Annotated in this window: 23 protein-coding genes; 6 read left to right on the top strand and 17 right to left on the bottom strand. The window is 74.3% G+C overall.

Features of this window, described 5'->3' with window-relative positions:
* Positions 1–57: 57 nt before the first annotated feature.
* The gene (locus GA0070611_RS07560; protein ID WP_091672613.1) at positions 58–477 is read left to right on the top strand and encodes a hypothetical protein; all 420 of its coding nucleotides are present in this window, start codon (positions 58–60) and stop codon (positions 475–477) included.
* A gap of 57 nt (positions 478–534) precedes the next feature.
* Here GA0070611_RS07560 and GA0070611_RS07555 read toward each other — a convergent pair whose 3' ends face one another.
* The 5 genes from GA0070611_RS07555 to GA0070611_RS07535 form a co-directional block, all read right to left on the bottom strand.
* Positions 535–1821, bottom strand: a complete 1287-nt coding sequence (locus GA0070611_RS07555) for an MFS transporter (RefSeq protein ID WP_091659808.1) — start codon at positions 1819–1821, stop codon at positions 535–537.
* Positions 1818–2489 (bottom strand): GntR family transcriptional regulator, encoded by a 672-nt coding sequence (locus tag GA0070611_RS07550; protein ID WP_091659805.1) that lies wholly within the window; start codon positions 2487–2489, stop codon positions 1818–1820. The genes GA0070611_RS07555 and GA0070611_RS07550 overlap by 4 nt, the downstream gene beginning before the upstream one ends.
* Before the next feature lie 601 nt (positions 2490–3090).
* Positions 3091–3951, bottom strand: a complete 861-nt coding sequence (locus GA0070611_RS07545; protein ID WP_091659802.1) for an alpha/beta fold hydrolase — start codon at positions 3949–3951, stop codon at positions 3091–3093.
* Positions 3948–4832: an SDR family NAD(P)-dependent oxidoreductase gene (locus GA0070611_RS07540; RefSeq protein WP_091659799.1), complete on the bottom strand. Its 885-nt coding sequence runs from the start codon at positions 4830–4832 to the stop codon at positions 3948–3950. The genes GA0070611_RS07545 and GA0070611_RS07540 overlap by 4 nt, the downstream gene beginning before the upstream one ends.
* Positions 4832–6334, bottom strand: a complete 1503-nt coding sequence (locus GA0070611_RS07535) for a flavin-containing monooxygenase (protein ID WP_091659796.1) — start codon at positions 6332–6334, stop codon at positions 4832–4834. Before GA0070611_RS07535 ends, GA0070611_RS07540 begins: the two co-directional genes overlap by 1 nt.
* A gap of 114 nt (positions 6335–6448) precedes the next feature.
* Between GA0070611_RS07535 and GA0070611_RS07530 the strand changes: the two genes are divergently transcribed.
* Positions 6449–7111: a TetR/AcrR family transcriptional regulator gene (locus GA0070611_RS07530; protein WP_091659793.1), complete on the top strand. Its 663-nt coding sequence runs from the start codon at positions 6449–6451 to the stop codon at positions 7109–7111.
* On the opposite strand, the gene GA0070611_RS07525 is transcribed toward GA0070611_RS07530, so the two are convergent.
* The gene (locus tag GA0070611_RS07525) at positions 7081–7563 is read right to left on the bottom strand and encodes a hypothetical protein (protein ID WP_091659788.1); all 483 of its coding nucleotides are present in this window, start codon (positions 7561–7563) and stop codon (positions 7081–7083) included. The two genes, GA0070611_RS07530 and GA0070611_RS07525, sit on opposite strands and share 31 nt — an antisense overlap.
* On the bottom strand, positions 7563–8036 hold the full coding sequence (locus tag GA0070611_RS07520; protein ID WP_091659785.1) for a hypothetical protein: 474 nt from the start codon (positions 8034–8036) through the stop codon (positions 7563–7565). The genes GA0070611_RS07525 and GA0070611_RS07520 overlap by 1 nt, the downstream gene beginning before the upstream one ends.
* 44 nt (positions 8037–8080) lie before the next feature.
* On the opposite strand from GA0070611_RS07520, the gene GA0070611_RS07515 reads away from it, so the two are divergent.
* Positions 8081–9088, top strand: a complete 1008-nt coding sequence (locus GA0070611_RS07515) for a helix-turn-helix transcriptional regulator (protein WP_091659781.1) — start codon at positions 8081–8083, stop codon at positions 9086–9088.
* Here the strand turns inward: GA0070611_RS07515 and GA0070611_RS07510 are convergent.
* Together GA0070611_RS07510 and pdxR are read right to left on the bottom strand one after the other, a co-directional pair.
* Positions 9040–10302, bottom strand: a complete 1263-nt coding sequence (locus GA0070611_RS07510) for an MFS transporter (protein ID WP_091659778.1) — start codon at positions 10300–10302, stop codon at positions 9040–9042. The two genes, GA0070611_RS07515 and GA0070611_RS07510, sit on opposite strands and share 49 nt — an antisense overlap.
* A 70-nt stretch (positions 10303–10372) precedes the next feature.
* Positions 10373–11848, bottom strand: coding sequence for a MocR-like pyridoxine biosynthesis transcription factor PdxR (pdxR, locus tag GA0070611_RS07505; RefSeq protein WP_091659775.1), 1476 nt, complete (start codon positions 11846–11848; stop codon positions 10373–10375).
* Between the two features lie 29 nt (positions 11849–11877).
* Here pdxR and GA0070611_RS07500 point away from each other — a divergent pair, with 29 nt between their 5' ends.
* Positions 11878–12489, top strand: a complete 612-nt coding sequence (locus tag GA0070611_RS07500; RefSeq protein WP_091659771.1) for a LysE family translocator — start codon at positions 11878–11880, stop codon at positions 12487–12489.
* A 138-nt stretch (positions 12490–12627) separates the two neighbouring features.
* Here the strand turns inward: GA0070611_RS07500 and GA0070611_RS07495 are convergent, their stop codons facing one another.
* Both GA0070611_RS07495 and GA0070611_RS07490 read right to left on the bottom strand, forming a co-directional pair.
* Positions 12628–13230, bottom strand: coding sequence for an MBL fold metallo-hydrolase (locus tag GA0070611_RS07495; RefSeq protein ID WP_091659768.1), 603 nt, complete (start codon positions 13228–13230; stop codon positions 12628–12630).
* Positions 13231–13270: 40 nt separating this feature from the next.
* Complete coding sequence (locus GA0070611_RS07490) at positions 13271–13570, bottom strand: hypothetical protein (RefSeq protein WP_091659765.1); 300 nt, start codon at positions 13568–13570, stop codon at positions 13271–13273.
* A gap of 70 nt (positions 13571–13640) precedes the next feature.
* Between GA0070611_RS07490 and GA0070611_RS07485 the strand changes: the two genes are divergently transcribed.
* Positions 13641–14069 carry an archease gene (locus GA0070611_RS07485; RefSeq protein ID WP_091659760.1) on the top strand — a complete coding sequence of 143 codons (429 nt, stop codon included), beginning with the start codon at positions 13641–13643 and terminating at the stop codon, positions 14067–14069.
* A gap of 5 nt (positions 14070–14074) precedes the next feature.
* Here the strand turns inward: GA0070611_RS07485 and GA0070611_RS07480 are convergent, their stop codons facing one another.
* The 6 genes from GA0070611_RS07480 to GA0070611_RS07455 form a co-directional block, all read right to left on the bottom strand.
* Positions 14075–15493, bottom strand: coding sequence for an RtcB family protein (locus GA0070611_RS07480; RefSeq protein WP_091659755.1), 1419 nt, complete (start codon positions 15491–15493; stop codon positions 14075–14077).
* A gap of 116 nt (positions 15494–15609) precedes the next feature.
* The gene (locus GA0070611_RS07475; protein WP_091659752.1) at positions 15610–16650 is read right to left on the bottom strand and encodes an ABC transporter ATP-binding protein; all 1041 of its coding nucleotides are present in this window, start codon (positions 16648–16650) and stop codon (positions 15610–15612) included.
* Positions 16647–17738, bottom strand: a complete 1092-nt coding sequence (locus GA0070611_RS07470; protein ID WP_091659749.1) for an ABC transporter ATP-binding protein — start codon at positions 17736–17738, stop codon at positions 16647–16649. The genes GA0070611_RS07475 and GA0070611_RS07470 overlap by 4 nt, the downstream gene beginning before the upstream one ends.
* A 13-nt stretch (positions 17739–17751) precedes the next feature.
* Positions 17752–18741 carry an ABC transporter permease gene (locus GA0070611_RS07465; protein ID WP_091659746.1) on the bottom strand — a complete coding sequence of 330 codons (990 nt, stop codon included), beginning with the start codon at positions 18739–18741 and terminating at the stop codon, positions 17752–17754.
* A 57-nt stretch (positions 18742–18798) separates the two neighbouring features.
* On the bottom strand, positions 18799–20544 hold the full coding sequence (locus GA0070611_RS07460; protein WP_091659743.1) for an ABC transporter substrate-binding protein: 1746 nt from the start codon (positions 20542–20544) through the stop codon (positions 18799–18801).
* 59 nt (positions 20545–20603) lie between these two features.
* Positions 20604–21638 (bottom strand): ABC transporter permease, encoded by a 1035-nt coding sequence (locus GA0070611_RS07455; protein WP_091659740.1) that lies wholly within the window; start codon positions 21636–21638, stop codon positions 20604–20606.
* Positions 21639–22042: 404 nt separating this feature from the next.
* Here GA0070611_RS07455 and GA0070611_RS07450 point away from each other — a divergent pair, with 404 nt between their 5' ends.
* Entirely contained in the window at positions 22043–22453 is a 411-nt protein-coding gene (locus GA0070611_RS07450; protein WP_091659738.1) for an SSI family serine proteinase inhibitor, read from the top strand.
* Positions 22454–22498 lie beyond the last annotated feature (45 nt).

The following is a 22498-nucleotide window of genomic DNA, read 5'->3' as shown; positions in this document are numbered from 1 at the left end:
CGGGCGCGTCGCCGGGTACGCGGGGCCCGGTTCGCCGGTACCGGGACGGGAGTGATCATGAGACTGACGCATGCGCCGCTACGGGTCAGCATCGGCGCGTACATCCTCAATTCCGGGCTCGGCAAGCGCACCCTGGAGGGTGCGGCGGCCGAGTCGGTGCACGGCATGGCGGTGGGCGCGATCCCCCAGTTGGGCCAGTACGAGCCGGACCGGTTCGCCAAGCTGCTGTCCCGGGGCGAGGTGGCGCTGGGCGCGGCGCTGCTCGCCCCGTTCGTGCCGTCGTTGCTGGCCGGGGCGGCGCTGACCGCGTTCGGCGCCGGGCTGGTGCAGCTCTACCTGAAGACCCCGGGCATGCGCGAGGGCAGCAGCCTGCGGCCCAGCCAGGCCGGCATCGGGCTGGCCAAGGACGTGTGGCTGGTGGGGGCCGGGCTGACCCTGATGCTGGACGCGCTGACCCACCGCAGGCGCCGCCGCTGAGCCCGCCGCGACGGGCCCCCGGGCCCGCCGGGTCCGCCGGGCCGCCGGCCCCGCCGGTCAGGCGCCGGCCGGCACCGGGAGGTCCGCACGGTCGGCGGCCCAGCGGCGGCGGGCGGCGTTGCGGTACCGCAGCACCTGCACGGCGCCGACGCCCCAGAGCAGGTACTGCACGGCGAAGGCCCAGCGGAACGCGTCCAGCGGCGGGGTGGCCCGCCCGGCCGGGGTGGCCAGGTCGAGCACCACGCCGACGGCCAGGATCAGCAGGATCGAGGCGACGAACCCGCCGACGTTGACGATGCCGGTGGCGCTGCCGATCCGGTGCACCGGGTTGAACGTGCGCGCGTAGTCGAAGCCGATCACCGAGCCGGGGCCGTTCACCGCGAGGACCACCACCAGGGCCACCAGCAGCCCGTGCGGCGCGCGCCCCGGCCAGGCCAGCACGACCGCCCAGATCGCGGCGGTCGCCGCGGTGATCGCGAAGACCACCACCGACCGGTGGAACGGGTGCCGGGCGCACAGGTGCGCCACGACCGGGCCGCAGATCAGGGTCACCACGGTCATCAGGGTGAGCAGGGAGGCCGCCGCGGTGGGCGAGAAGCCCTGCCCCTGCACCAGGAACGGGTAGCCCCAGAGCAGCGCGAACACCGCCCCGGAGAACTGGGTGACGAAGTGGCTCCACAGGCCGAGCCGGGTGCCGGGCTGCGCCCAGGCGTCGGCGAGCTGCCGGCGTACGGTGGCCAGGTCGGCGGCGACCGCGCCCGGTCGTTCGGCGTGTGGGGTGTCGCGGACCCCGACCAGGACCAGCAGCAGCACGGTCAGGCCGAGGGCGGCCGCGGTGAGGAACGCGGGTGTCCAGCCCGCGTGGTGCAGCAGCGCCACCAGGGGTACGGCGCCGAGCACCGCGCCGAGCTGTCCGAAGGTGCCGGTGAGCTGCACCAGCAGCGGGTTGCGCCGGCCCGGGAACCAGAACGCCACGATCCGCAGCACGCTGATGAAGGTCATCGCGTCGCCCAGGCCGACCAGCACCCGGGCGGTGACGGCCAGCGGCACGTCGGTGGCGACCGCGAAGCAGAGCTGCCCGGCCACCATGAGCGCGCCGCCGGCCAGCAGCAGCCGGCGGGAGCCGTACCGGTCGAGCAGCACCCCGACCGGCACCTGCATGGCCGCGTACACGGCCAGCTGGGCGACGGAGAAGGTGGCCAGCGCGGCGGCGTTGATGTGGAAGCGGTCGGCCGCGTCGACCCCGGTGACGCCGAGCGAGCTGCGGTGGAACACGGCCGCCACGTAGGCGGTGACCGCGACGGCGTAGACCAGGGCGGCAGGGCGGCGGGTGGGGGCGCTCACCGCAGCGTCCGCAGCACGGTCGCGGCGTTGTCGATGTGCGCGGCGACCGAGCCCAGCCAGGCCTGCCGGTCGTCGCCGCGCAGGGCGGCGAGCTGGGCGGCGTGCTCGGTGAGCACCACCTCGGCCCAGCCCGGGGAGAGCCGGAACCCGGCCTCGCCCATCCGGATCTGCCGGTCGCGCAGCCGGTGGTAGAGCTCGGTGAGGATCTCGTTGCCGGCCGCCTCCACCACGGTGGCGTGGAAGGCCCGGTCGGCGGCCATCAGCGCGGTGACGTCACCGGCGGCGTGGGCCCGGCGCATCTCGTCGAGCCGGGCGGCCAGGCCGGCGCACAGCTCGGCGCGCCGGGGCCAGACCCGCTCGGCGGCGTGCAGCTCGACCAGCCGCCGGGCCTCGATCACGTCGGTGATCTCCCGGGCCGACACCGGCCGGATCAGGGCCCCGCGTTTCGGGTAGAGCTTCACCAGGCCCTCGGTCTCCAGCCGCAGCAGCGCCTCCCGGACCGGGGTCCGGGAGACCCCGGTGGCCTCGGCGATCTCGCCCTCGCTGACCAGGTGCCCGCCCGGGTAGACCTGCGCCAGGACGGCCTGCTTGAGGTGCCGGTACGCCCGCTCCGCCGCGGAGACCCGTTCGTCCCGCGCGGCAGCGCCCACCACCGTGGAATGCGTCATGTATCCATGATGCGTCCCTGACCTCCCGCCTCCCCGCCCACCCCACCCCACGGTGACCCCGCCCACCCCACCATCACCCTCCCCCTCGCCTCGCCGATCGTGCGAGGCCGAAAGTGCACGATCGCGCGCGGAGGGTGGGACGGGCGGGACGTCCTGGCCTGCGCCGTGGTGCTGCGCCGCGCGGCGTACCCGCAGGTCGGCGGCTTCGCCGAACGGCTCGGCAGGTACGGCGGGGAGGCGCTGCTCTCGATGGACCTGGCCGGCGGTTGGCGTACGTGCCGGAGCTGGTCGCCCATCACCTGCCCACGCCCTCGGGCCGCGACCCACGGGCCCGGCAGCGGGTGGAGGCGCGCAACCGGTGCTCACCGCGGCGCTGCGCCGCCCCGGTGCTGCGCACGGTCCTCGCCGAGGCGTGGCGGGAGCCGGCCGGGCCGGGGTGCTCGACGCGCTCCGGCACACCGGCTGGGTGCTGCGGCACCGGCGGCGGCTGCCCGCCGAGGTGGAGGCGGCGCTCGTCGCGCTGTCCCGGCCCGAGCCGGCCGGGGAGGTCCCCGGCGACCGGGCCCCGACCGCCGCCACGACCGCCGGAGACCGGGCAGTGCTAGGCCGGGGCGGTGTCCAGCTCCGCCCAGAAGCCCCGGACCAGCGTCTCGAACTCGGCGGCCCGCTCGATCTGGGGCATGTGACCGGTGTCCGGGAAGAGGTGGGTGCGGGCGTGCGGGAACTGGCGACCGGCGCGGGTCAGGTGCTGCACCGGCAGGATGCGGTCCCGGTCGCCCCAGACCACCAGGGTGGGCAGGCCGAGCGCGGCGACCTCGGCGAGCAACTCCGCGCGCCACTGCGGGCGGACCCCACGGAAGGTGCCGAGACTGCCCACCAGCTCCAGCATCACCCGGGCGGCGTGCGGCTCACGGGCGGCGGCCAGGGCGGTGGACAGGCGTACCTCGGTGACGTAGCTCGGGTCGTGGAAGATGGCCCGTTCGGTGCGGCGGGTGACCGCCGGGTGCGGGCGCAGCAGCAGCCGGGCCAGCGGGCGCAGCGCGAGCACCCGCAGCGCGAAGGTCACCTCGCGGCCGAAGCCGGCGCTGTTGACCAGCACCAGGCTCGCCGCCCGGTCCGGCCGGTCCACGGCCAGGCGCATCGCCACGGCCCCGCCGAGCGAGCTGCCGACCAGGTGGGCCCCGCCGGTGACGCCCGTCGCGTCGAGGAACTCGGCGACCGCGCGGGCCAGCGCGGGCAGGGTGTGCGGCGCGTCCAGGGGCGCGGAGCCGCCGTGTCCGGGCAGGTCGACGCTGAGCACCCGGTGGTCGCGGGCGAGGGCCTCCTGCTGGTCGGTGAAGTCGTCGAGGGTGCGGCCGATGCCGTGGATCAGCACCACCGGCGGGCCGGTGCCGGTGACCCGGCAGCGGACCCGCCGGCCGGCCACGGTCAGCTCGTCGGCCGCCGGCAGGGTGACGGTCACGCGGGGCCACCCGATCCGGTGGTGACGGCCCCGGTGGGCGCGGGGGCCGCGGCGCGCGGCGGGCGCATGCCCAGTGCCAGGACCTTCCCGTACGAGGCGGGGGCGAGCCGGGCCAGCAGGTCGGGCAGCTTCGCCGACCAGCCGATCAGCACCCGGCCCCGGCGGCGCTCGACGCCCCGCAGGATCACCTCGGCGGCCTTCGCCGGGTCGATGGAGAGCAGCTTCTCGAACTGCTTCCGGCCGGCCTCGTACTCGGCGACGGGGACGCCGCTGCCCACCCGGGCGCTGGCGGCGATCCGGGTCCGGATGCCGCCGGGGTGCACCGAGGTGACGCCGACGCCGTCGTCGACCAGCTCGTGGCGCAGCGCCTCGGTGAACCCGCGTACCGCGAACTTGCTCGCCGAGTAGGCGGCCTGCCCGGCGGGGGCGATCAGCCCGAAGAGGCTGGAGATGTTGACCAGGTGCGCGCCGGGCTCGGCCTTGAGCGCCGGCAGCAACGCGTGGGTGAGCCGGACGACGGCCCGGAAGTTGATGTCGACGACCCAGAGGAACTCGTCCAGGGTCACCTGGTCGAAGCGGCCGCCCAGCGCCACCCCGGCGTTGTTGACCAGCAGCCGGATCCGGGGATGGGCGGCGCGGACCGCGGCGGCCACCCGGTCGGTGGCGTCGGCGTCGGCGAGGTCGACCAGGTGGGTCTCGATCCGCCGGTCCGGGTGGGCGGTGCGGATCGCCGCCACCACGGCGTCGAGCCGGTCGGCGTCCCGGTCGAGCAGGACCAGGTGGGCGCCGCGCCGGGCCAGGCCGTGCGCCAGCGCCTCGCCGATCCCGCTGGCCGCGCCGGTGACCACGGCGGTGCCGCCGGGGAAGACGTAGTCACGCATCACGGTGCTCCTGCTCCGGCGACGGGGGCGGTGGGTTCGGTGGCGGGCGCGGTGGCGCGGGAGAAGCGCACCCCGTCGGTGAGCGGGCCGCGCCGCATCAGCCGGACGTCGCGGGGGTAGTTCTGGTGCAGCCGCCACGGTGCCCGCGGTCCCTGCTTGGGCAGCTGGTCGACGGCGCGCAGCACGTACCCGGACTGCAGGTCGATGATCGGTTCGAGGTCGTCGGTGTCGGGGGCCAGCGGGGTCACGATCTGCTGGCCGGTGGCGTCGAGGTGGCGCAGCAGCCGGCAGACGTACGTGGCGACGAGGTCGGCCTTGAGCGTCCAGGAGGCGTTGGTGTAGCCGATGGTCATCGCGAAGTTGGGTACGCCGGAGAGCATCATGCCCTTGTAGGCGACCGTCCGGGCCAGGTCGACCTCGGCGCCGTCGACGACCAGCGTCATGCCGCCGAGGGCGAGCAGGTTGAGGCCGGTGGCGGTGACCACGATGTCGGCGGGCAGTTCCTCGCCCGAGGCGAGCCGGACGCCCTGCTCGGTGAAGGTGTCGATGGTGTCGGTGACCACCGCGGCCCGGCCGGCGCTGACCGCCGCGAAGAGGTCTCCGTCGGGGATCACGCAGAGGCGCTGGTCCCAGGGGTTGTAGCGGGGCGAGAAGTGCCGGTCGATGTCGTACCCGACCGGGAGGCTGCCCTTGGCGGCCCGGCGCAGGAACTTCTTCACCAGGCCGGGGGCGCGCCGGCTGAGCTGGAAGTTGGCCACCCCGAGCGCCACGTTCTTCCAGCGCACCACCGCGTACGCGGCCTTCGCGGGCAGCCGGCGGCGCAGCGCGTCGGCCAGCTTGTCGCGCGACGGCAGCGAGATGACGTACGTGGGCGAGCGTTGCAGCATGGTGACGTGGGCGGCCTGCTCGGCCATCGCCGGCACCAGGGTGACCGCGGTCGCGCCGCTGCCGATCACCACCACCCGCTTGCCGGCCCAGTCCAGGTCCGCCGGCCAGTGCTGCGGGTGCACGAGCCGCCCGGCGTAGCGGTCGACGCCAGGCAGGACCGGGGTGTAGCCCTCGTCGTAGCGGTAGTAGCCGGAGTTGGTGAAGAGGAAGGCGCAGGTGAGCACGACGTCCTCGCCGGTGTCCTCGCGGTACGCGGTGACCGTCCAGCGGGCGGTCGCGCTGTCCCACTCGGCGCGCACCGCCCGGTGCCGGAAGCGGATGTGCCGCTGCACGTCGTACTCCCGGGCGGTCTCCCGGACGTATGCGCGGATGGCGTCGCCGTCGGCGATCGCCTTCGGGTTCGTCCACGGCTTGAAGGAGTAGCCGAGGGTGTACATGTCGGAGTCGGAACGGATGCCCGGGTAGCGGAACAGGTCCCAGGTGCCGCCGATCGCGTCGCGCGCCTCGAGCACCGCGTACGTCTTGTCGGGGCAGTTCTGTCGCAGGTGGACGGCGGCGCCGACGCCGGAGAGCCCGGCACCGACGATCAGGACGTCCACGTGGTCGGCGGCCATGGCTTCTCCCGTTCGGGTGGCGGTCGACCGGACCTTATCCACCACCGTCGACCCGGGTCAACACCCTGTCGACTGGAATCGACACCGTGTCGACCGGGTGTAGCATCAGCCGACATGACCTCCCCCCGTACGCCGGCCGTGGCCACGCCGACGCGCGGGCGGCGACCGGCCCGCTCCACCGGCGACGACCGGGAGACGGCCATCCTCGCCACCGCCGAGCGGCTGTTGCAGGAGCGCGCCTTCGGCGACATCTCGATCGACGACCTGGCCCGCGGCGCGGGCATCTCCCGGCCCACGTTCTACTTCTACTTCCCGTCCAAGGACGCGGTGCTGCTGAGCCTGCTCGATCGGGTCACCGGGGAGGCGAACCTCGCGGCGGGCGACGTGCTGGACCGGCTCGCCGAGGACCCGCGGGCCCGCTGGCGGGAGCTGATCGCCCGGTTCCACGCCACCTTCGGCGGCCACCGCGCGCTGGTGCTGGCCTGCGCGCAGGTACGCGGCACCAACGCCGAGGTCCGCCGGCTCTGGGCCGAGGTGCTGGAACGCTGGGTACGGGCGGTCGAGGCGGCGATCGAGGGTGAGCGGCGGCGCGGCGCGGCCCCGGACGGGCTGCCCGCCCGGGACCTCGCGATCGCGCTGAACTCGATGAACGAGCGCGTCTGGTACGCCACCTTCGCCGGTGACGGGCCGGCCGTGGCCGAGCGGGACGTGGTCGACGTGCTGCTCGACGTCTGGCTGACCGCGATCTACCGGAGCACCTCCCCGCCGCCGGCCTGAGCGGCCCGGGTGAATTCCATGATCCAGTTCGTCTCCCAGGTGCGCTCGCCGTCGGTCGAGAACGCCTGCTCCCACCGGCACGAGTCGGCGTTGCGCACCGACCAGCGGAAACGGCAGCGCACCGGCCGGCCCTCGTCGGTGTCGTCGGCGTAGAAGGTGCCCACCCCGTCGACGAACCGGCCCACCACCGGCGGCAACTCCAGCACCCCGCGCGAGCTGTTCATCCAGTAGATCGACCAGAGCCCGGTGGCCGGGTCGCGCAGACGCACCGTCGAGCCCGAGAAGCCCCGGGTCGGGAAGCGGATCTCGTCGAAGCTGCCGGCGCCGTCGAAGAACGAGCGGGCCACCGAGACGCCCGGGAAGACGTCCCAGTCGTCGCTGCCGACGTGCCGTTCGCGAAGCCGCCGGTTGGTGACGTCCCAGGTGCCCACGAAGAAGTCGAAGTCCCCCATCACCGACCCACCGGCCCTTCGGCCCGGCTGTCGGCCAGATAGCCGGCCAGGTCCGGTGCGTCGGGGGCGAGGACGTGCCGGATCCAGGCGGCCCGCTCGTGCTCCAGCACGCCCAGCTCCCAGACGCAGCCCACCCCCGGCTGCGCCAGCGGCACGAAGTGCGTCGGGTCGTCGTCCGGGCAGTCCAGCGCGGGCTGGCCGGCGACCGCGATCCGGCACTGCACCACGTTGTCGAAGAACCAGCTGTACGCCAGCAGGTACGCGCCGGTGTCCGCGCCCCGGTGCAGCACCACCCAGCCCGCCGCCGGGGTGCCGTCCGGCTCGGGCAGCAGGTGCGGCAGGTACGCGTAGGCGGCCTCGACCACCGCCGGTTCGAGGCGACGGTCGGGTTGGTCGACGTGGTAGCGCTTGACGTGCCGGCCGCCCACCTCGACGGGCCCCGGCACGGTCAACTCCTTGTCCTGGAAGGTCATGCCGGGACGGTAGGAGCACTTCCCTGACAGCTACTGTCAGCAGAGTGCGGGCCAGTCGTCTCCTGTCCATCCTGCTGCTGCTCCAGTCGCACGGCCGGCTCACCGCCACCGACCTGGCCCGGCGGCTGGAGGTGTCGGTGCGCACCATCTACCGCGACGTGGAGTCGCTGCACGCCGCCGGCATCCCGCTCTACGGCTCCGCCGGGCACGCCGGCGGGTACCGGCTCGTCGACGGGTGGCGGACCCGGCTGACCGGGCTGACCACCGAGGAGGCCGACCGGCTGCTCTTCGCCGGGCTGCCCGGCCCGGCCGCCGAGCTGGGCTACCAGTCGGTGGTGTCGAGCCTGCAACGCAAGCTGCGGGCGGCGCTGCCCGATCCGCTCGCCGACCGGGCCACCCGGCTCCAGGAACGCTTCCACCTCGACACGCCGGGCTGGTACTCCGACGGTGACCCGTCACCGCACCTGGCCCCCACCGCCGAGGCGGTGTGGCGGCAGCACCGCATCCGGGTGCGCTACCGCAGCTGGCGCGGGGAGGTGAGCCGGGTCCTCGAACCGTACGGGCTGGTGCTCAAGGGGGGCCGCTGGTACGTCGTCGCCGCCCGCCCCGACCGGCCGGAGCCGGCCACCTACCGGATCAACCAGATCCTCGACCTGACCCCGCTGGACGAGTCGTTCGACCGGCCCGGGTTCGACCTGCCCGGCTGGTGGCGGGCGCACGTGGTCGGCTTCCGGGCCCGGCTGCACCGCGACGAGGCGACGATCCGCCTCTCCCCCGCCGGTCGGGACCGGCTGCGCGAGATCGCCGCCGACGCGGTGGTCGCGGCGGTGGACGCCAGCGCCGGCCCGCCGGACGCGGCCGGCTGGGTGTGGGCGGTGATCCCCGTCGAGTCGCTCACCCACGCCCACGGCGACCTGCTCCGGCTCGGCGCCGAGGTGGAGGTCCTCTCCCCCGCCCCGCTGCGCGAACGGCTCGCCGACACCGCCGCGCGGCTCGCGACGCTCTACCGCGCGCCGTCGCGCCCCGGCGACGAGGGGCCGGCACCGGGCTGACGGCCGGCCCGGCGCAGCAGCACCGCCCCGCCGGCCGCGCCCAGCACCTGGCAGGCCGCCACCCCCAGCAGAAGGGGGCCCGCGCCGAGGCCGGTGGCGGCCCCGGCGAGGACCGCCCCGGCCGCCGCCGCGGTGGTCTTCAGGCCGGCGCCCAGCGTCATCACCTGCGTCCGCACCCCGGGTGGGGCCTCCCGGTCGCGGACGGCGAGGACCGCGCAGAACAGCGGCCCGTTCAGCAGCCCCACCAGGACGAACAGCGCCAGCGCCAGCACCGGCGACGACGCGAACGCCACCAGCGCGAAGGGCACCGCCATGAGGGCCAGCACGACGGTCACCACCCGCTCGGGCGGGTGCGCGCGTACCGGGAAGCGGGCGTACCACAGGGAGCCGGCCAGACCACCGAGCGAGGACGCGGTCAGCAACCAGCCGGTGTACGCGGTGTCGTGGAGGCGGGCCGCGAGCAGCACCGCCACCACCGGCAGGGCGCCGACACCGAGATAGCCGACGCTGCTGGCCAGGGTGACCGCACCGAGCCGGGGTCGGCGCCAGAGCAGCGGCACCGCGGCCGTCGGGCGGGGCCGGGCGGCCGGGTGCCGGGCGCTGACCGGCCGGTCGGCGACCGGCAGGGTGCACAGCACCAGCGCGCCCAGTGCGACCAGGCCGGTCAGCACCGCGGTGGCGACCGTGGCGCCGCACCGTCCGGCGACCACCGCCGCGATCGCCGGGCCGGCGATGCCGGCCAGGTTGTACGAGGTGGCGTCCAGGCCGAAGGCGGTGTCCAGGCGGCGCGGCGCGAGGTCGCGCAGCAGGCCGGTCAGCCCGCCGAGCATCACCGGTGCCAGGCACCCGGCCAGCAGCACCAGGACGACGGTGAGCGCCCGCGAGGCGGCGGCCGACAGCGCCGCGCCGAGCAGCGCGGCGGCGAAGCCGAGCAGGGCCAGGCAGTAGAAGAGCCGCCGTCGGCGTACCGTGTCGGCGATCATGCCGACCACCGGGCCGGCCACCACGTGCGGGACCATCAGCGCGGCGACGAGCAGGCCGCCGTAGCCCGCGCCGCCGGTGTGCTCGACGGCGAGCAGCACCAGCGCGACCCGGGCGCCCTCGTCGGCGAGGCGGACCAGCACGGCGGTGGCGGTGTAGCGGGCGAGCACGGCGCGCCCCGGGTCCGTTGCGGGACCCGGACCGTCGGACCGGACGACTGCTTCCGCGACCATCTGCGCACCCCCGTTCCTCCACTTCCTGCCCACCGCACCGCCGGGTCAACCGGTCGACGGCGGCCCGAGGTCAGGTCAGCTCGCGCAGGGCGGCGCCGAGCTCGGCGACGGCGCGCTCCAGGTCGCCGGTCGGGGTGGCGGCGTAGCCGAGGACCAGGCCGGGCGGCTGGCGTCGCTGGCCGTGCCAGGCGAGCGGGTGCACCTTGACGCCGCGCCGCAACGCGGCCGCCGCCACCGCCACGTCGTCCACCTCGTCGGGCAGGGTGACCAGCAGGTGCAGGCCGGCGGCGGCGCCGTGCACCACGGCCCCGGGCAGCTGTTCCCGGACCGCGCGCAGCATCGCGTCGCGGCGACGGACGTGCCGGCGGCGCAGCATCCGCAGGTGGCGTTCCAGGGCGCCGGAGGTCATCAGCTCGGCCAGCACCAGCTGGGGCAGCGCCGCGTTGCCGAGGTCGGCCATCCGCTTGGCGTCCACCAGGGCGGTGTGCCACCGGGGTGGCACCAGCAGCCAGCCGATTCGCAGCGCCGGGGCGAGCAGCTTGGAGACGCTGCCGGTGTAGCAGACCCGCTCCGGCAGCGTGCCGCGCAGGGCCGGCACCGGGGGGCGGTCGTAGCGGTGCTCGGCGTCGTAGTCGTCCTCGATCACCAGGCCACCGCGCTCGGCCCAGCCGAGCAGCGCGCGGCGCCGCTCGCCGTCGAGGACCACGCCGGTCGGGAACTGGTGCGCCGGGGTGACCAGCACCGCGCGGGCACCGGCGGCCGCCAGCCGGTCGACGCGCAGGCCGTGCGCGTCGACCGGCACCGGCGGGGTGTCCAGCCGCCAGTTGTGCAGGTGCTGCCGTACGCCGAGCGACGAGGGGTCCTCCACCGCCACGGTGTGCACACCCTGGTCGTGCAGGACCTGGGCGAGCAGGCCGAGCGCCTGGGAGACGCCGGCGACCACCACCACCTCGGCCGGGTCGACCCGGATGCCCCGGTTGCGGCCCAGCCAGGCGGCCACGGCGCGCCGGAGCGCGGGCGTGCCGGTGGGGTCGCCGTAGCCGAAGTCGGCCGGGGTGAGGCGGCGCAGCACCGCGCGTTCGGCCCGCAGCCAGGCCGCGCGGGGAAAGGCGGCCAGGTCCGGTACGCCGGGCGTCAGGTCCAGCTCGGCCGGCGCGGCGCGCAGCGCGTCGAAGACCGACACGCCGGGGCGGGCGGCGAACAGCTCCGGCGCCGGGGCGGGGGTGGGGACGCCGGCGACCACGCCGGCCGGACCGGCCAGCACCACCGTGCCGGCCCGGCCCCGGCCGGCGACCTGCCCGCTCTCGGCCAGCCGCTGGTACGCCTCGGTCACCACGCCCCGCGACACGCCCAGCTCGACGGCGAGCACCCGGCTGGCCGGCAGCCGAGCTCCCACCGGCACCCGACCGTCGGCGATGGCCGCCCGGAGCCGCGTGGCGAGCCAGTCGGCGCGGCCGCCCGGCGGCGCGTCGGTCACGTCGAGCTGGAGGAAGTCGGCACCGGTCGTTATGGACTTCCCCGTCGGTGCCGTTATGGCCCTGTCCACCGGGCCATTATGGTCGCAGGCTGGAGCGCATGACCATCGCCTTCCTGCTGACCACGCTGGTCGTGGTGCTCACGCCGGGCACCGGCGTGCTGTACACGCTCTCCACCGCGCTGGCCTCGGGCCGCCGCGCCGGCCTCGCCGCCGCGCTCGGCGGCACCGTCAGCCTGCTGCCGCACCTGGCCGTCGCCGTCACCGGGCTCGCCGCCCTGCTGCGCGCCGGGACCCCGGCGTACCGGGTGGTCACCTGGCTGGGCGTGGGGTACCTGCTCTGGCTCGCCGTCGCCGCGCTGCGGGACCGCGGCGCGCTGCGGATCGACGACGGCCGGCCCGCCCCGTCGACCGCCCGGATCGTCCGCCACGGCATGGTGGTGAACCTGCTCAATCCCAAGGTGACGGTCTTCTTCGTGGCCTTCCTGCCGCAGTTCGTGCCGCCGGACAGTCCGGCCGCCACCAGCCGGATGCTGCTGCACGGCGGGGTCTTCGTCCTCACCACGCTGCTGGTCTTCGCCGGGTTCGCCGCGTCGGCCGGGGCGCTGCGGCACCGGGTGCTCGCCCGACCCCGGCTGACCGCCGCGCTGCGGCACGGCTTCGCCGGCAGCTTCCTCGCCCTCGGCCTCGGCCTGGCCCTCACCGCCCGTTAGGAAACTCCCGTGCGCGTCCGGCACTCCCCGCAGGTCTGGCCGACCTTCCCCGAGCTGTCCTGCGGGGTCCTGCCCGCCGTGACCGTCGCGGACGGCGGTGCTCACCGCCGACGCGCCGGCGTTCGACGTGCGCGTCGGTCAGAGCGTCTCGCCGGGGGCGAGCGGACGGTAGCCGGGGACGGTCTCGCCGAACCAGCCGTGCACGCTCGCCAGGCCCCGGTCGTTGAGCTGCGCGTCGTGGATCGCGACGGTCCGGTCCGCGCCGATCGTGGTGGCGAAGGAGATCGCCTCGGTCAGCTTCAACCAGGAGCCCTGCGCCGGCAGCAGCAGCGTCCGCACCGGCCGGTCGGGCAGCGCCAGCGCATCGCCCGGGTGGTAGAGGGCGTCGTCGACGACGTACCCCAGGTTGGCGCAGTCGGGCTGGCCGTCGTGGATCAGCGCGTGCCGGCCGCCGACGGCGGTGACGGGGAAGCCGGCGGCGTCGAACCGCTCGCCGGGCGTCACCCGGGTCACCTCCAGCGGCACCGGGCCGGGCAGCCGAGCCCCCTTCGGCGCGAAGACCGGCACGCCCAGACCGGCCAGCCGCAGCACGTCGACGTGATCGGTGTGCTCGTGGGTGAGCAGCACCGCGTCGGCACCCACGAGGGCCGCCGGCTCGCTCCAGGTGCCCGGGTCGATGACCAGGACCCGGCCCTCGTGCTCGATCCGGACGCACGCGTGGGTCCACTTGGTGATCTTCATCGGGTCACCGTACCGAGGCAGGACCGTCCGCGGTGTCCGGTCAGCGCTCGCCCGGCTCGGGCCGGCCGCATTCGGCACCGAGCGCCACGGCCTCGTCGGCGTCGCTCGGCAGGGTGCGCCGTGCCGCATCGGCGGCGGGCTGCGCGTCGTCGGTGTCGGCGTGCAGGGTGCGCAGCGCCGTCGCCAGCTGCGCGTCGCCCGCGTCACCGCTGCCCCACCAGCGACGCGCCAGCTCGACCGTGCGGCCCAGGGTGTCCGCGCCGGCCGGCTCGGCGCGCACGGCGGCGCGCATCATGCTCAGGAAGGTGACGGTGACGGCGTCGGACTCATCGGCGATCATGCCGGCACCCTAACCGGCGGGTGCGACGGAACCCGCCGGGCCGCCGACCGTCGCGGGGCATGATCGGTGCATGCACGCCCGACCACCGCGGGGTCACCGGACCGTCCCGCACACCGCCGACGTACGCGTCGAGGCGTGGGCGGCGGACCGCGAGGGCTGCCTCGCGGAGGGGGTCACGGCGCTGGTGGCGACCTTCGTGGACGCCACCGGCGTCCGCCCCGACGGGGAGGCGGTGTTCGCGGTGCCGCCGGGCGACGACGCGGACCTGCTGGTGGGCGTCCTCGACGAGGTGATCTTCCGGCTGGAGACGGCCGGTACGCTGCCGCTGCGCGGCGAGGTGCAGGCCACCGACGACGGGGGCCTGCGGGTGCGCTGGTGGACCACCGGCACCGACCGGGTGGAGCTGGTCGGCGCGGTGCCGAAGGCGGTCTCCCTGCACGAGCTGCGCTTCGGCCCGGACGGGCCGGGGTGGTCCTGCGCGGTGACCCTCGACGTGTGAGCGGCTCAGCCCTTAACCACGCCCAGCGGCACCAGCCGGGCCACCCGGCGGCACAGCCCCGCCCCCTCGGCCGCCGCCACCACCGCGGTGACGTCCTTGTACGCGGCCGGCATCTCCTCGGCCAGCCCGCGTCGGGAGGCGCCCCGTACCGCGATGCCCTGCGCCTCCAGCTCCTGGCGCGGGTCGTGGCCCCGGACCGCCTTCGTCGCCTGCTTGCGGCTCTGCGTCCGGCCCGCGCCGTGGCAGGTGGAGGCCCAGGCCGGCGCGCCGGTCACGCCGGTCAGCACGTACGAGCCGGTGCCCATCGAGCCGGGGATCAGCACCGGCTGCCCGACCGGGCGCAGGTCGTCGGGGAGGTCGTCGTGCCCGGGCGGCAGGGCCCGGGTGGCGCCCTTGCGGTGCACGCAGAGCCGACGGGGCGCGCCGGCGACGTCGTGTGTCTCGATCTTGGCGAGGTTGTGCGAGATGTCGTACACCAGCGCCAGCTCACCGCCGGTGACCCGGCGGAAGACCTGGCGGGCGGCGTGGGCGAGCAGCTGCCGGTTGGCCCGGGCGTAGTTGGCGGCGGCGGCCATCGCCCCCAGGTACGCGCGCCCCTCGGGCGACGACACCGGCGCGCAGGCGAGCTGCCGGTCCGGCACCTGGATGCCGTACCCGGGCATCACCCGCTCCATCGCCCGTACGTGGTCGGTGCAGATCTGGTGGCCGAGCCCGCGCGACCCGCAGTGGATCATGACGCAGACCTGGCCGGCGGCCAGCCCGAACGCGGCCGCGACCGGCTCGTCGTAGACCTCCGCGACGGCCTGCACCTCCAGGAAGTGGTTGCCGGAGCCGAGGCTGCCGACCTGCCCGGCGCCCCGCTGCACCGCCCGCTCGCTCACCTGCGCGGGGTCCGCGTCGTCGACCGCGCCACCGTCCTCGCAGCGGGCCAGGTCCCGGGGCACGCCGAAGCCGCGCTCGACGGCGTACCGGGAGCCGCCGCGCAACACCGCGTCGAGTTCGGCGCGGTCGGCCAGGTGCCACACCGCGCCGGTGCCCATGCCACGCGGGGTGGCCTCGCCCAGGCCGTCCAGCAGCGCGTCGAGACGGGGACCCAGCGCGGCCCGGTCCAGGTCGGCGGCGAGCAGCCGGACCCCGCAGGAGATGTCGAAGCCCACGCCGCCGGGCGACACCACGCCGCCGTCCGCGACGTCGGTGGCGGCCACCCCGCCGATCGGGAAGCCGTAGCCCCAGTGCACGTCCGGCATGGCGTACGAGGCGGTCACGATGCCGGGCAGGGTGGCCACGTCCGCCACCTGGTCCAGGGACCGGTCGGCGTCGACGTCGGGCAGCAGCGACCGGGTGGCGAAGACGACGCCCGGCACCCGCATCGGGTCGCGCCGGTCGATGCGGAACCGGTACGGCGTCTCCTCGACCAGGTCCATTCGGCCCGGCTACCCGGGCCCGGGGCGGTTACACCCGCCTCCGGTCGGCCCCGCCCGGCGCGGGTGATGAGGCGTGATCCCCGCGCCGGGCGCGATCGCCCCCGGCTTGTCGTGGGTCAGCTCGACGGGTCGGGTGCCGGACGTGGCTCGGGGTAGTGGCAGGCGGTGGCCTGCGCGCCGCCGTCGCGGGGCACGAGTGCCGGTTCTTCGGTGGCGCAGCGGTCCTGGGCTTTCCAGCAGCGGGTGCGGAAGCGGCAGCCGGAGGGTGGGTTGAGGGGGGTGGGGACGTCGCCGGTGAGGCGGATGCGGCCGGCGGGGCCGAGGGTGTTGACATCCGGGACCGCGGAGAGCAGGGCGCGGGTGTAGGGGTGCTGGGGGCGGTGGTAGATGTCGTCGCGGTCGCCGATCTCGACGACCTTGCCCAGGTACATGACGGCGACGCGGTGGCAGAAATGTCGGACCACGGCCAGGTCGTGGGCGATGAACACGAACGACAGGTCCAGGTCGCGTTGCAGCCGGCGCAGCAGGTTGACCACCTGCGCCTGGATGGAGACGTCCAGGGCGGAGACGGGTTCGTCGGCCACGATCAGCTTCGGGCGCAGCGCGAGCGCGCGGGCGATACCGATGCGTTGGCGTTGTCCGCCGGAGAACTCGTGCGGGTAGCGGTTGTAGTGCTCCGGGTTCAACCCGACCAGTTCCAGCAGCTCCTGTACCCGGGCGCGGACCCCGCCGGGTGGGGTGATGTTGTTGACCTCCAGGGGCATCGCCACGATCCGCCCGACGGTGTGCCGGGGGTTCAACGACGCGTACGGGTCCTGGAAGATGATCTGCAGGTCCTGCCGCAACGGCCGCAACGCCCGACCCTTGGCCCGGGTGATGTCCCGACCCGCGAACTCGATGCTGCCGGCGGTGGGTTCCAGCAGGCGCACCAGCATCCGACCCGTGGTGGTCTTACCGCAGCCGGACTCCCCCACCAGGCCCACCGTCTCACCCGCACGCACGTCGACGTCGACCCCGTCGACCGCCCGTACCGCACCCGTGGCCCGGAAACCCTCACGCACCGGGAAGTGCTTCGTCAGCCCCCGCACCCGCAACAACGGCTCGGTCGTGACGGCAGCCGTGCCCGCCGGCCCGGTCACATCGTCCACCGTGGTCATGACGGTCTCCTCTCACCCGACGCGAGGTCGACGCCGCCGGACCGGGGGTCCACCGCGCCGACCTCCTCGCGGAAGATGCGCTGCCGGGCGGCTTCCGGCAGGTGGCAGGCCACGTCGTGGCCCGGCTCGGCGGTCGCCCGCAGCTCGGGCACCTCGGTGCGGGAGCGGTCGCCGGTGCGCCCCGCGTAGCGGCAGCGCGGATGAAACGCGCACCCCGACGGCAGGTTGATCAGCGACGGCGGGTTGCCCTTGATGGGCACCAGGTCCGCGTCGGCGTCACCGTGCAACGACGGCACGCTCGACAACAACCCCCACGTGTACGGATGCTGCGGCGACCGCAACACCTGCGCCACACTGCCCTGCTCGACCGCCCGCCCCCCGTACATCACCAGCACGTCGTCAGCGACCTGCGACACCACCCCCAGGTCATGCGTGATCAACACAACCGCCGAATGGAACTCCGCCTGCAGATCGGCCAACAGGTCCAGGATCTGCGCCTGCACCGTCACGTCCAACGCCGTGGTCGGCTCGTCGGCGATCAACAGATCCGGGTCGTTGACCAACGCCATCGCGATCATCGCCCGCTGCCGCATCCCACCCGAAAACTCGTGCGGATACTGCTCGTAGCGCTGCGCCGGCTGCGGAATCCCCACCCGGTCCAGCATGTCCACCGCCCGGGTACGCGCCTCCCGCCGACCGGCCCTCGGGTGGTGCACCCGGTACGCCTCGGCGATCTGCCGCCCCACCGTGTAGTACGGGTGCAACGCCGACAGCGGATCCTGGAAGATCATCGCCATGTCCCGGCCCCGCAGCCGACGCACCTCCTCCTCCGGCAGCCCGACCAACTGCCGGCCACCGATCGAGATCTCCCCGGAGACGGTCGTGCGCCTCGCGCCGTGCAGGCCCAGGATCGCCAACGACGTCACACTCTTACCCGAACCCGACTCCCCCACGATCCCGAGCGTGCGACCCCGCGCCACCGAGAACGACACCCCGTCGACCGCCCGGACCACCCCGTCCTCGGTGTCGAACCGCACCCGCAGATCCCGCACCCGCAGGTAGGGGTCCTGCTCCGCACGCTGCACCATGTCGATACCTCCCTCAGCCCAGCCGGACCCGCGGGTCGATGACCGCGTAGAGCACGTCCACGACGATGTTGGCGACCACGATGAACACGGCGGCCAGCAGGACGGTGGCCATCACCACCGGCAGGTTCAGGAACTGCACCGCCTCGACGGTGGCCTTGCCCAGCCCCTGCAGGCCGAAGATGGTCTCGGTGATGAAGGTGCCGCCGAGGCTGGTGCCGATGTCCAGGCCGGCGATGGTGACGATCGGGGTGATCGCCGCCCGCAGCGCGTGCCGCAGGTGCACCTGGCGGGCCGGGAGGCCCTTCGCCCGGGCGGTCCGGACGAAGTCCTCCGACAGGGTCTCCAGCATCTGCGCCCGGGACAGCCGGGCGTAGAGGGCGGAGTTGAGGAAACCGAGCGTCATCCAGGGCAGCAGCAGCCCCTGCGCCCAGCGCAGCGGGTCCTCGGTCAGCGGGGTGTAGTCGGGGAACGGCAGCAGCCCGGTCGCGTACACGAGCAGGTAGAGCAGGATCAGGCCGAAGAAGTAGACCTGCATGGACGCCCCGGCCAGGGTGACGCCGATCGCGGCCCGGTCGAGGGCGGTGCCGCGGCGCAGCGCCGAGACCATGCCCAGCGAGACGCCCAGGGCCAGCCAGAGCACCGCCCCGCCCAGGACGATGCTGAAGGTCACCGGGGCGCGCTGGGTGATGATCTCGGTGACCGGTTGGTTGTTGCGGAACGAGTAGCCCAGGCAGGGTGCCGGGCACTCCTGCCGGAAGTCGCCCGAGCCGTAGGTGCGGCCCGCGACGATGCCGGTGACGAAGTCGGCGTACTGGCGGGGCAGCGGCTGGTCGATGCCGAGCCGCTGCTCGACCTGGGCGATGTCCTCGGCGGTGCAGTTCTTGCCGCACATCACCTTGGCCGGGCTGCTCGGCACCGCGAAGAAGAGACCGAAGGTGACCAGGCTGATCACCGCCAGGGTCACCGCGGCCACGAGCAGCCGCCGGAGCACGAAACGGAACACGGAACACCTCCCCGGTGGACGGTGGGGGCGGCCGGCGCGGGCCGCCCCCACGCGCGGTCACTTCTTCACGTAGATGCCGTTGAGCGAGATGACGCCGAACGCGTCGCTGAGGAACGCGTTGCCGACCCGGGAGCCGTGCAGCTCGTACGCGGCGTCGTAGTAGCAGGGCACCACGGGCGCGTACTCCTTCATGATCTTCTCGTCCAGGGCTGTCCACCCGGCGTCCTGCTGGGCGGCCGGCAGGGCCCGGACCCGGTCGATCTCGGCGCTGACCGCCGGCTCGTCGAGGTACGAGACGTTGTTGTTCCCCTCGGCCACGATCTCCCGCCCGTCGTAGACCGGGGGTATGACGGTGGAGCCGGTCGGCCAGTCCGAGCCCCAGCCGCTCATGTAGAGGTCGTACGGGTTGTTCTTCCGGCCGATCTCGTCGTAGTAGCTGCTGTTGTCGATGGGCTTCATGACGATGTCGAAGCCCATGTCGGTGAGGTTCTTGCGGATCGCCTCGGCCTGCTGGGTACGCAGCTCGGTGTTGGAGTGGGCGAGCACCAGCTTCGGGCGCCTGCCGCCGAGCAGCTCGGTGACCTTGGCCTTGTCACCGGTCACCGGGGCGTGGAACACGTCGTACTTCTGCCAGCCGGCCGTGGTCGGCGACATCAGCGTGGTGGCCGGCGTACCGGCCGCCTGTCCGCCGAGGGCCTTGAGCGCGGCGTCCTTGTCCACCGCGTAGTTCAGCGCGCGGCGCACGGTCAGGTCGGTGACCCGCTGGGTGTTGATGCTCAGCACCCAGGTGTACTGCGTCGGGCCCTTCACCACCCGCTCGGCCACGCCGGCGGCGGTGGTCCGGGGCAGCACGGCCGGCGGCACGTCGGTCCAGCTCAGCGCCGCCCGGTCGGCCGGGGCGTCGGCGACGAGACGCTCGGCGATCTGGGCCTGCTCCAGGCCGAAGGTGATCCGGACGGTGTCCGGGTAGGCGTTGCGCAGCGGATCGGTCCTCGGGTCCCAGTTCGGGTTGCGCTCCAGCTCCAGCGCGACGTCGCGCTGGTAGGACTTCACCTTGTAGGGCCCGGAGGAGAAGGGCCGCAGGTCGTAGTTGGCCCGGGTGTCCCTGGCCGCCGGCACCGGGGCGGTGGTGGGCAGCGCCGCCGCGTACGGCAGGTCGCAGTGCGGCTGCGGGAAGGTGAACCGGATGGTCCGGTCGTCGGGCGTCTCGATGCCGTCCGGCGCGGCCCTCCCACCGTTGTACGGCCCCTGGTACTTCGCGTTGTACGCCCCGCCCGGGTAGAGCCACTGCTGGATGTAGTGCGGTCCCTCGTTGAGGTTCGGCGCGAACGAGCGGGCGATGCCGTACGCGACGTCCTTGCTGGTGACCGGGGAGCCGTCCTCGTACCTCACGCCGTCGCGCAGGGTGAACTCCCAGACCTTGCAGTCGTTGTCGACGTCCTTGCCGGGGTTGGTGGCCAGGTCGCCGACGAGCAGCAGCTTGCCGCTGCCGTCCTCCTTGTAGCCGTTGAGCGACCGGTAGAGCAGTCCGCCGGTCACCTGCTGCACGTTGACGTAGTTGCGGGCCGGGTCGAGGTGCTCGAAGTCGGAGTTCTGCATGACGGTGACGGTGCCGCCGGCGGCGGCCCCGTCGACCGCCCTGGCCGGGCCCTGGTTGTCGGCCGCCTGGTAGGAGATGGAGCCGGTCTGGGTCTTGGTCTTCTCGTCGCCGCCCCCGCCGGTGTCGGTGGTGGGGCTGCAACCGGCGGCGACCAGCGTCGCCACGGCGAGGACACCGGTCAGTGTCCGGGTTCGTGCTGGCACGGTGGTGCTCCCTTCCCGCCCGGCGGCCCCCGCCGGCCGGACGTGTCGTCGGTCGGGGGTTACCGGGTCGACCGGGGATCCAGCGAGTCGCGCAGCGCGTCACCGAGCAGGTTGAACGCCAGGACCAGCAGGAAGATCGTCAATCCGGGGAACAGGGTGTACCAGGGGTCGCTCGCCACGTAGCCGATGCTGTTGTAGATCATCCGGCCGAGGTCGGGCGTGGGTTCGGTGACGCCGACGTTGACGAAGGCGAGGGCGGCCTCGATGGCGATGAACTGCGGCACGTTCAGCGAGACGGTGACCAGGATCGGCGCCCAGATGTTCGGCAGCAGTTGCCGGAACAGGATGTGCCCGGTGCCGGCGCCGGCGGCCCTGGCGGCGTCGACGAACTCCCGCTCGCGCAGCGAGATCACCTGGCCGCGGACCAGCCGCGCGGTGTACGTCCAGCTGAACAGGCCGAAGGTGGCCACGATCAGGGCGACCCGGAAGGCCGGCGACGGGGCTTCCCGCGCCGAGTAGAACCGGTCCTCCAGGATCGGGATCACCGCCAGCGCGAAGATCAGGAACGGGAACGCCAGGGTGAGGTCGATCAGCCAGTTGACCAGGCCGTCGAGCCAGCCCCGGGCCCAGCCCGCGAGCACCCCCACGGTGACCCCGACGAAGGAGGCCAGCAACGCCGAGGCGAAGGCGATGAACAACGAGGTACGCAGACCGTGGACCAGTTGCAGCAGGATGTCGCGGCCACTGCCCGGTTCCAGCCCGAGCCAGTGCCGGGCGGAAATGCCGCCGGCGTACCCGATGGGCATTCCGAAATCGTTGAGCCGATCGACGAACTTGTCGGTCGGGTCGATTCCGGTGAGCCGGCCGAGCAGCGGTGCGCCGAGGGCCACCACGGCGGCGACGAGCAGGGTCAGCGCGCTGACCCGGGCGGTCCGGTCCCGCTTGAGCCGCCGCCAGGCGAGCTGGTTGGGTGACCTGCCGACGATGTCCCGGCGGTCCCCGACAGGCGGCGTGACGACCTCGGGGACGGCCGGTGCCGGGGTCGCCGGCTCGCCCGGTGTGGTGAGTGACGGTGGGTGGGACAGGTCGCTCATGCCGAGCCCTCCCGACGGTGCCGAATACGTCCGTGCCCCGACGGTAAACCGTTCCACAACCGGCTTCGGAATCGTTCCGGTAACGGCCGTTCCGGTTGTCGGAATTGACAACGATCGCGTTGACGAAATGACTCGTTGCAATAACGGCGCAGTTCGGTTGTCAACCGTTCCAGGCAGTTTTCCCGACGGATCGGAAATGCGCCGGAGCGAGGTGTCGCTCCGGTTGTCAGCCGTTCGGGCATTACCGGGGATCAGCGCGCCGGCCGGCCCGGCGGCGCCGGACGACGTAAAAATCGGTGACGCTTCGCGTTCACACCGTGCACCTAGGGTTCTCGTCGGCCCGGATCGCACGACGCCCGGGCCGTCACCGGCCCCGACCCCGGGGCCCGACGGAAGGACACACCATGCCCTTCGCCCGACGTACCGCCGCGTTGGCTCTCGCCGCCGCGCTCGGCGTACTCGCCACGTCCGCCGCCGCCCGGCCGGCCGCCGCGGCGCCCCGACCCGGACCGCAGCTGCCCTCGGTCCTGCTGCTCACCGTCGACGACGGCGTCGGTGCGCCCCGGGCCACCGTGCTGACCTGCGGGCCGGCGGGTGGACTGCACCCCGACCCGACGACCGCCTGCCGGCTCGTCGCCCGCGTCGACGGGGACCTCGACGCGCTGAGCGTGGACCCCTCCCCCTGCATCGAGGTGTACGCCCCGCTGACCGTGCGGGCGGTGGGCTTCTGGCAGGACCGGCCGGTCGCGTACGCCCGCAGCTTCGACAACCGTTGCCTGCTGCGGCACGGCACCGCCGCGCTGTTCGACTTCTGAGCGTCCCCGCGCCGCGGCGGTCCGGGATCCGGGCGCCGCGGCGCG

Source organism: Micromonospora auratinigra (genome assembly GCF_900089595.1).
GTDB classification, from domain to species: domain Bacteria; phylum Actinomycetota; class Actinomycetes; order Mycobacteriales; family Micromonosporaceae; genus Micromonospora; species Micromonospora auratinigra.
Note: the sequence above shows the minus strand (reverse complement) of the source record. Positions and strands in the feature narration are given on the sequence as shown.

What these genes read in the sequence shown, in the direction of transcription:
- GA0070611_RS07560 (WP_091672613.1), top strand. Translation starts at nt 58, where the DNA reads ATGAGACTGACGCATGCGCCGCTACGGGTCAGCATCGGCGCGTACATC.
- GA0070611_RS07550 (WP_091659805.1), bottom strand. Translation starts at nt 2,489, where the DNA reads ATGACGCATTCCACGGTGGTGGGCGCTGCCGCGCGGGACGAACGGGTC.
- GA0070611_RS07540 (WP_091659799.1), bottom strand. Translation starts at nt 4,832, where the DNA reads ATGCGTGACTACGTCTTCCCCGGCGGCACCGCCGTGGTCACCGGCGCG.
- GA0070611_RS07535 (WP_091659796.1), bottom strand. Translation starts at nt 6,334, where the DNA reads ATGGCCGCCGACCACGTGGACGTCCTGATCGTCGGTGCCGGGCTCTCC.
- GA0070611_RS07530 (WP_091659793.1), top strand. Translation starts at nt 6,449, where the DNA reads ATGACCTCCCCCCGTACGCCGGCCGTGGCCACGCCGACGCGCGGGCGG.
- GA0070611_RS07525 (WP_091659788.1), bottom strand. Translation starts at nt 7,563, where the DNA reads ATGGGGGACTTCGACTTCTTCGTGGGCACCTGGGACGTCACCAACCGG.
- GA0070611_RS07520 (WP_091659785.1), bottom strand. Translation starts at nt 8,036, where the DNA reads ATGACCTTCCAGGACAAGGAGTTGACCGTGCCGGGGCCCGTCGAGGTG.
- GA0070611_RS07510 (WP_091659778.1), bottom strand. Translation starts at nt 10,302, where the DNA reads ATGGTCGCGGAAGCAGTCGTCCGGTCCGACGGTCCGGGTCCCGCAACG.
- GA0070611_RS07500 (WP_091659771.1), top strand. Translation starts at nt 11,878, where the DNA reads ATGACCATCGCCTTCCTGCTGACCACGCTGGTCGTGGTGCTCACGCCG.
- GA0070611_RS07495 (WP_091659768.1), bottom strand. Translation starts at nt 13,230, where the DNA reads ATGAAGATCACCAAGTGGACCCACGCGTGCGTCCGGATCGAGCACGAG.
- GA0070611_RS07490 (WP_091659765.1), bottom strand. Translation starts at nt 13,570, where the DNA reads ATGATCGCCGATGAGTCCGACGCCGTCACCGTCACCTTCCTGAGCATG.
- GA0070611_RS07485 (WP_091659760.1), top strand. Translation starts at nt 13,641, where the DNA reads ATGCACGCCCGACCACCGCGGGGTCACCGGACCGTCCCGCACACCGCC.
- GA0070611_RS07480 (WP_091659755.1), bottom strand. Translation starts at nt 15,493, where the DNA reads ATGGACCTGGTCGAGGAGACGCCGTACCGGTTCCGCATCGACCGGCGC.
- GA0070611_RS07475 (WP_091659752.1), bottom strand. Translation starts at nt 16,650, where the DNA reads ATGACCACGGTGGACGATGTGACCGGGCCGGCGGGCACGGCTGCCGTC.
- GA0070611_RS07470 (WP_091659749.1), bottom strand. Translation starts at nt 17,738, where the DNA reads ATGGTGCAGCGTGCGGAGCAGGACCCCTACCTGCGGGTGCGGGATCTG.
- GA0070611_RS07455 (WP_091659740.1), bottom strand. Translation starts at nt 21,638, where the DNA reads ATGAGCGACCTGTCCCACCCACCGTCACTCACCACACCGGGCGAGCCG.
- GA0070611_RS07450 (WP_091659738.1), top strand. Translation starts at nt 22,043, where the DNA reads ATGCCCTTCGCCCGACGTACCGCCGCGTTGGCTCTCGCCGCCGCGCTC.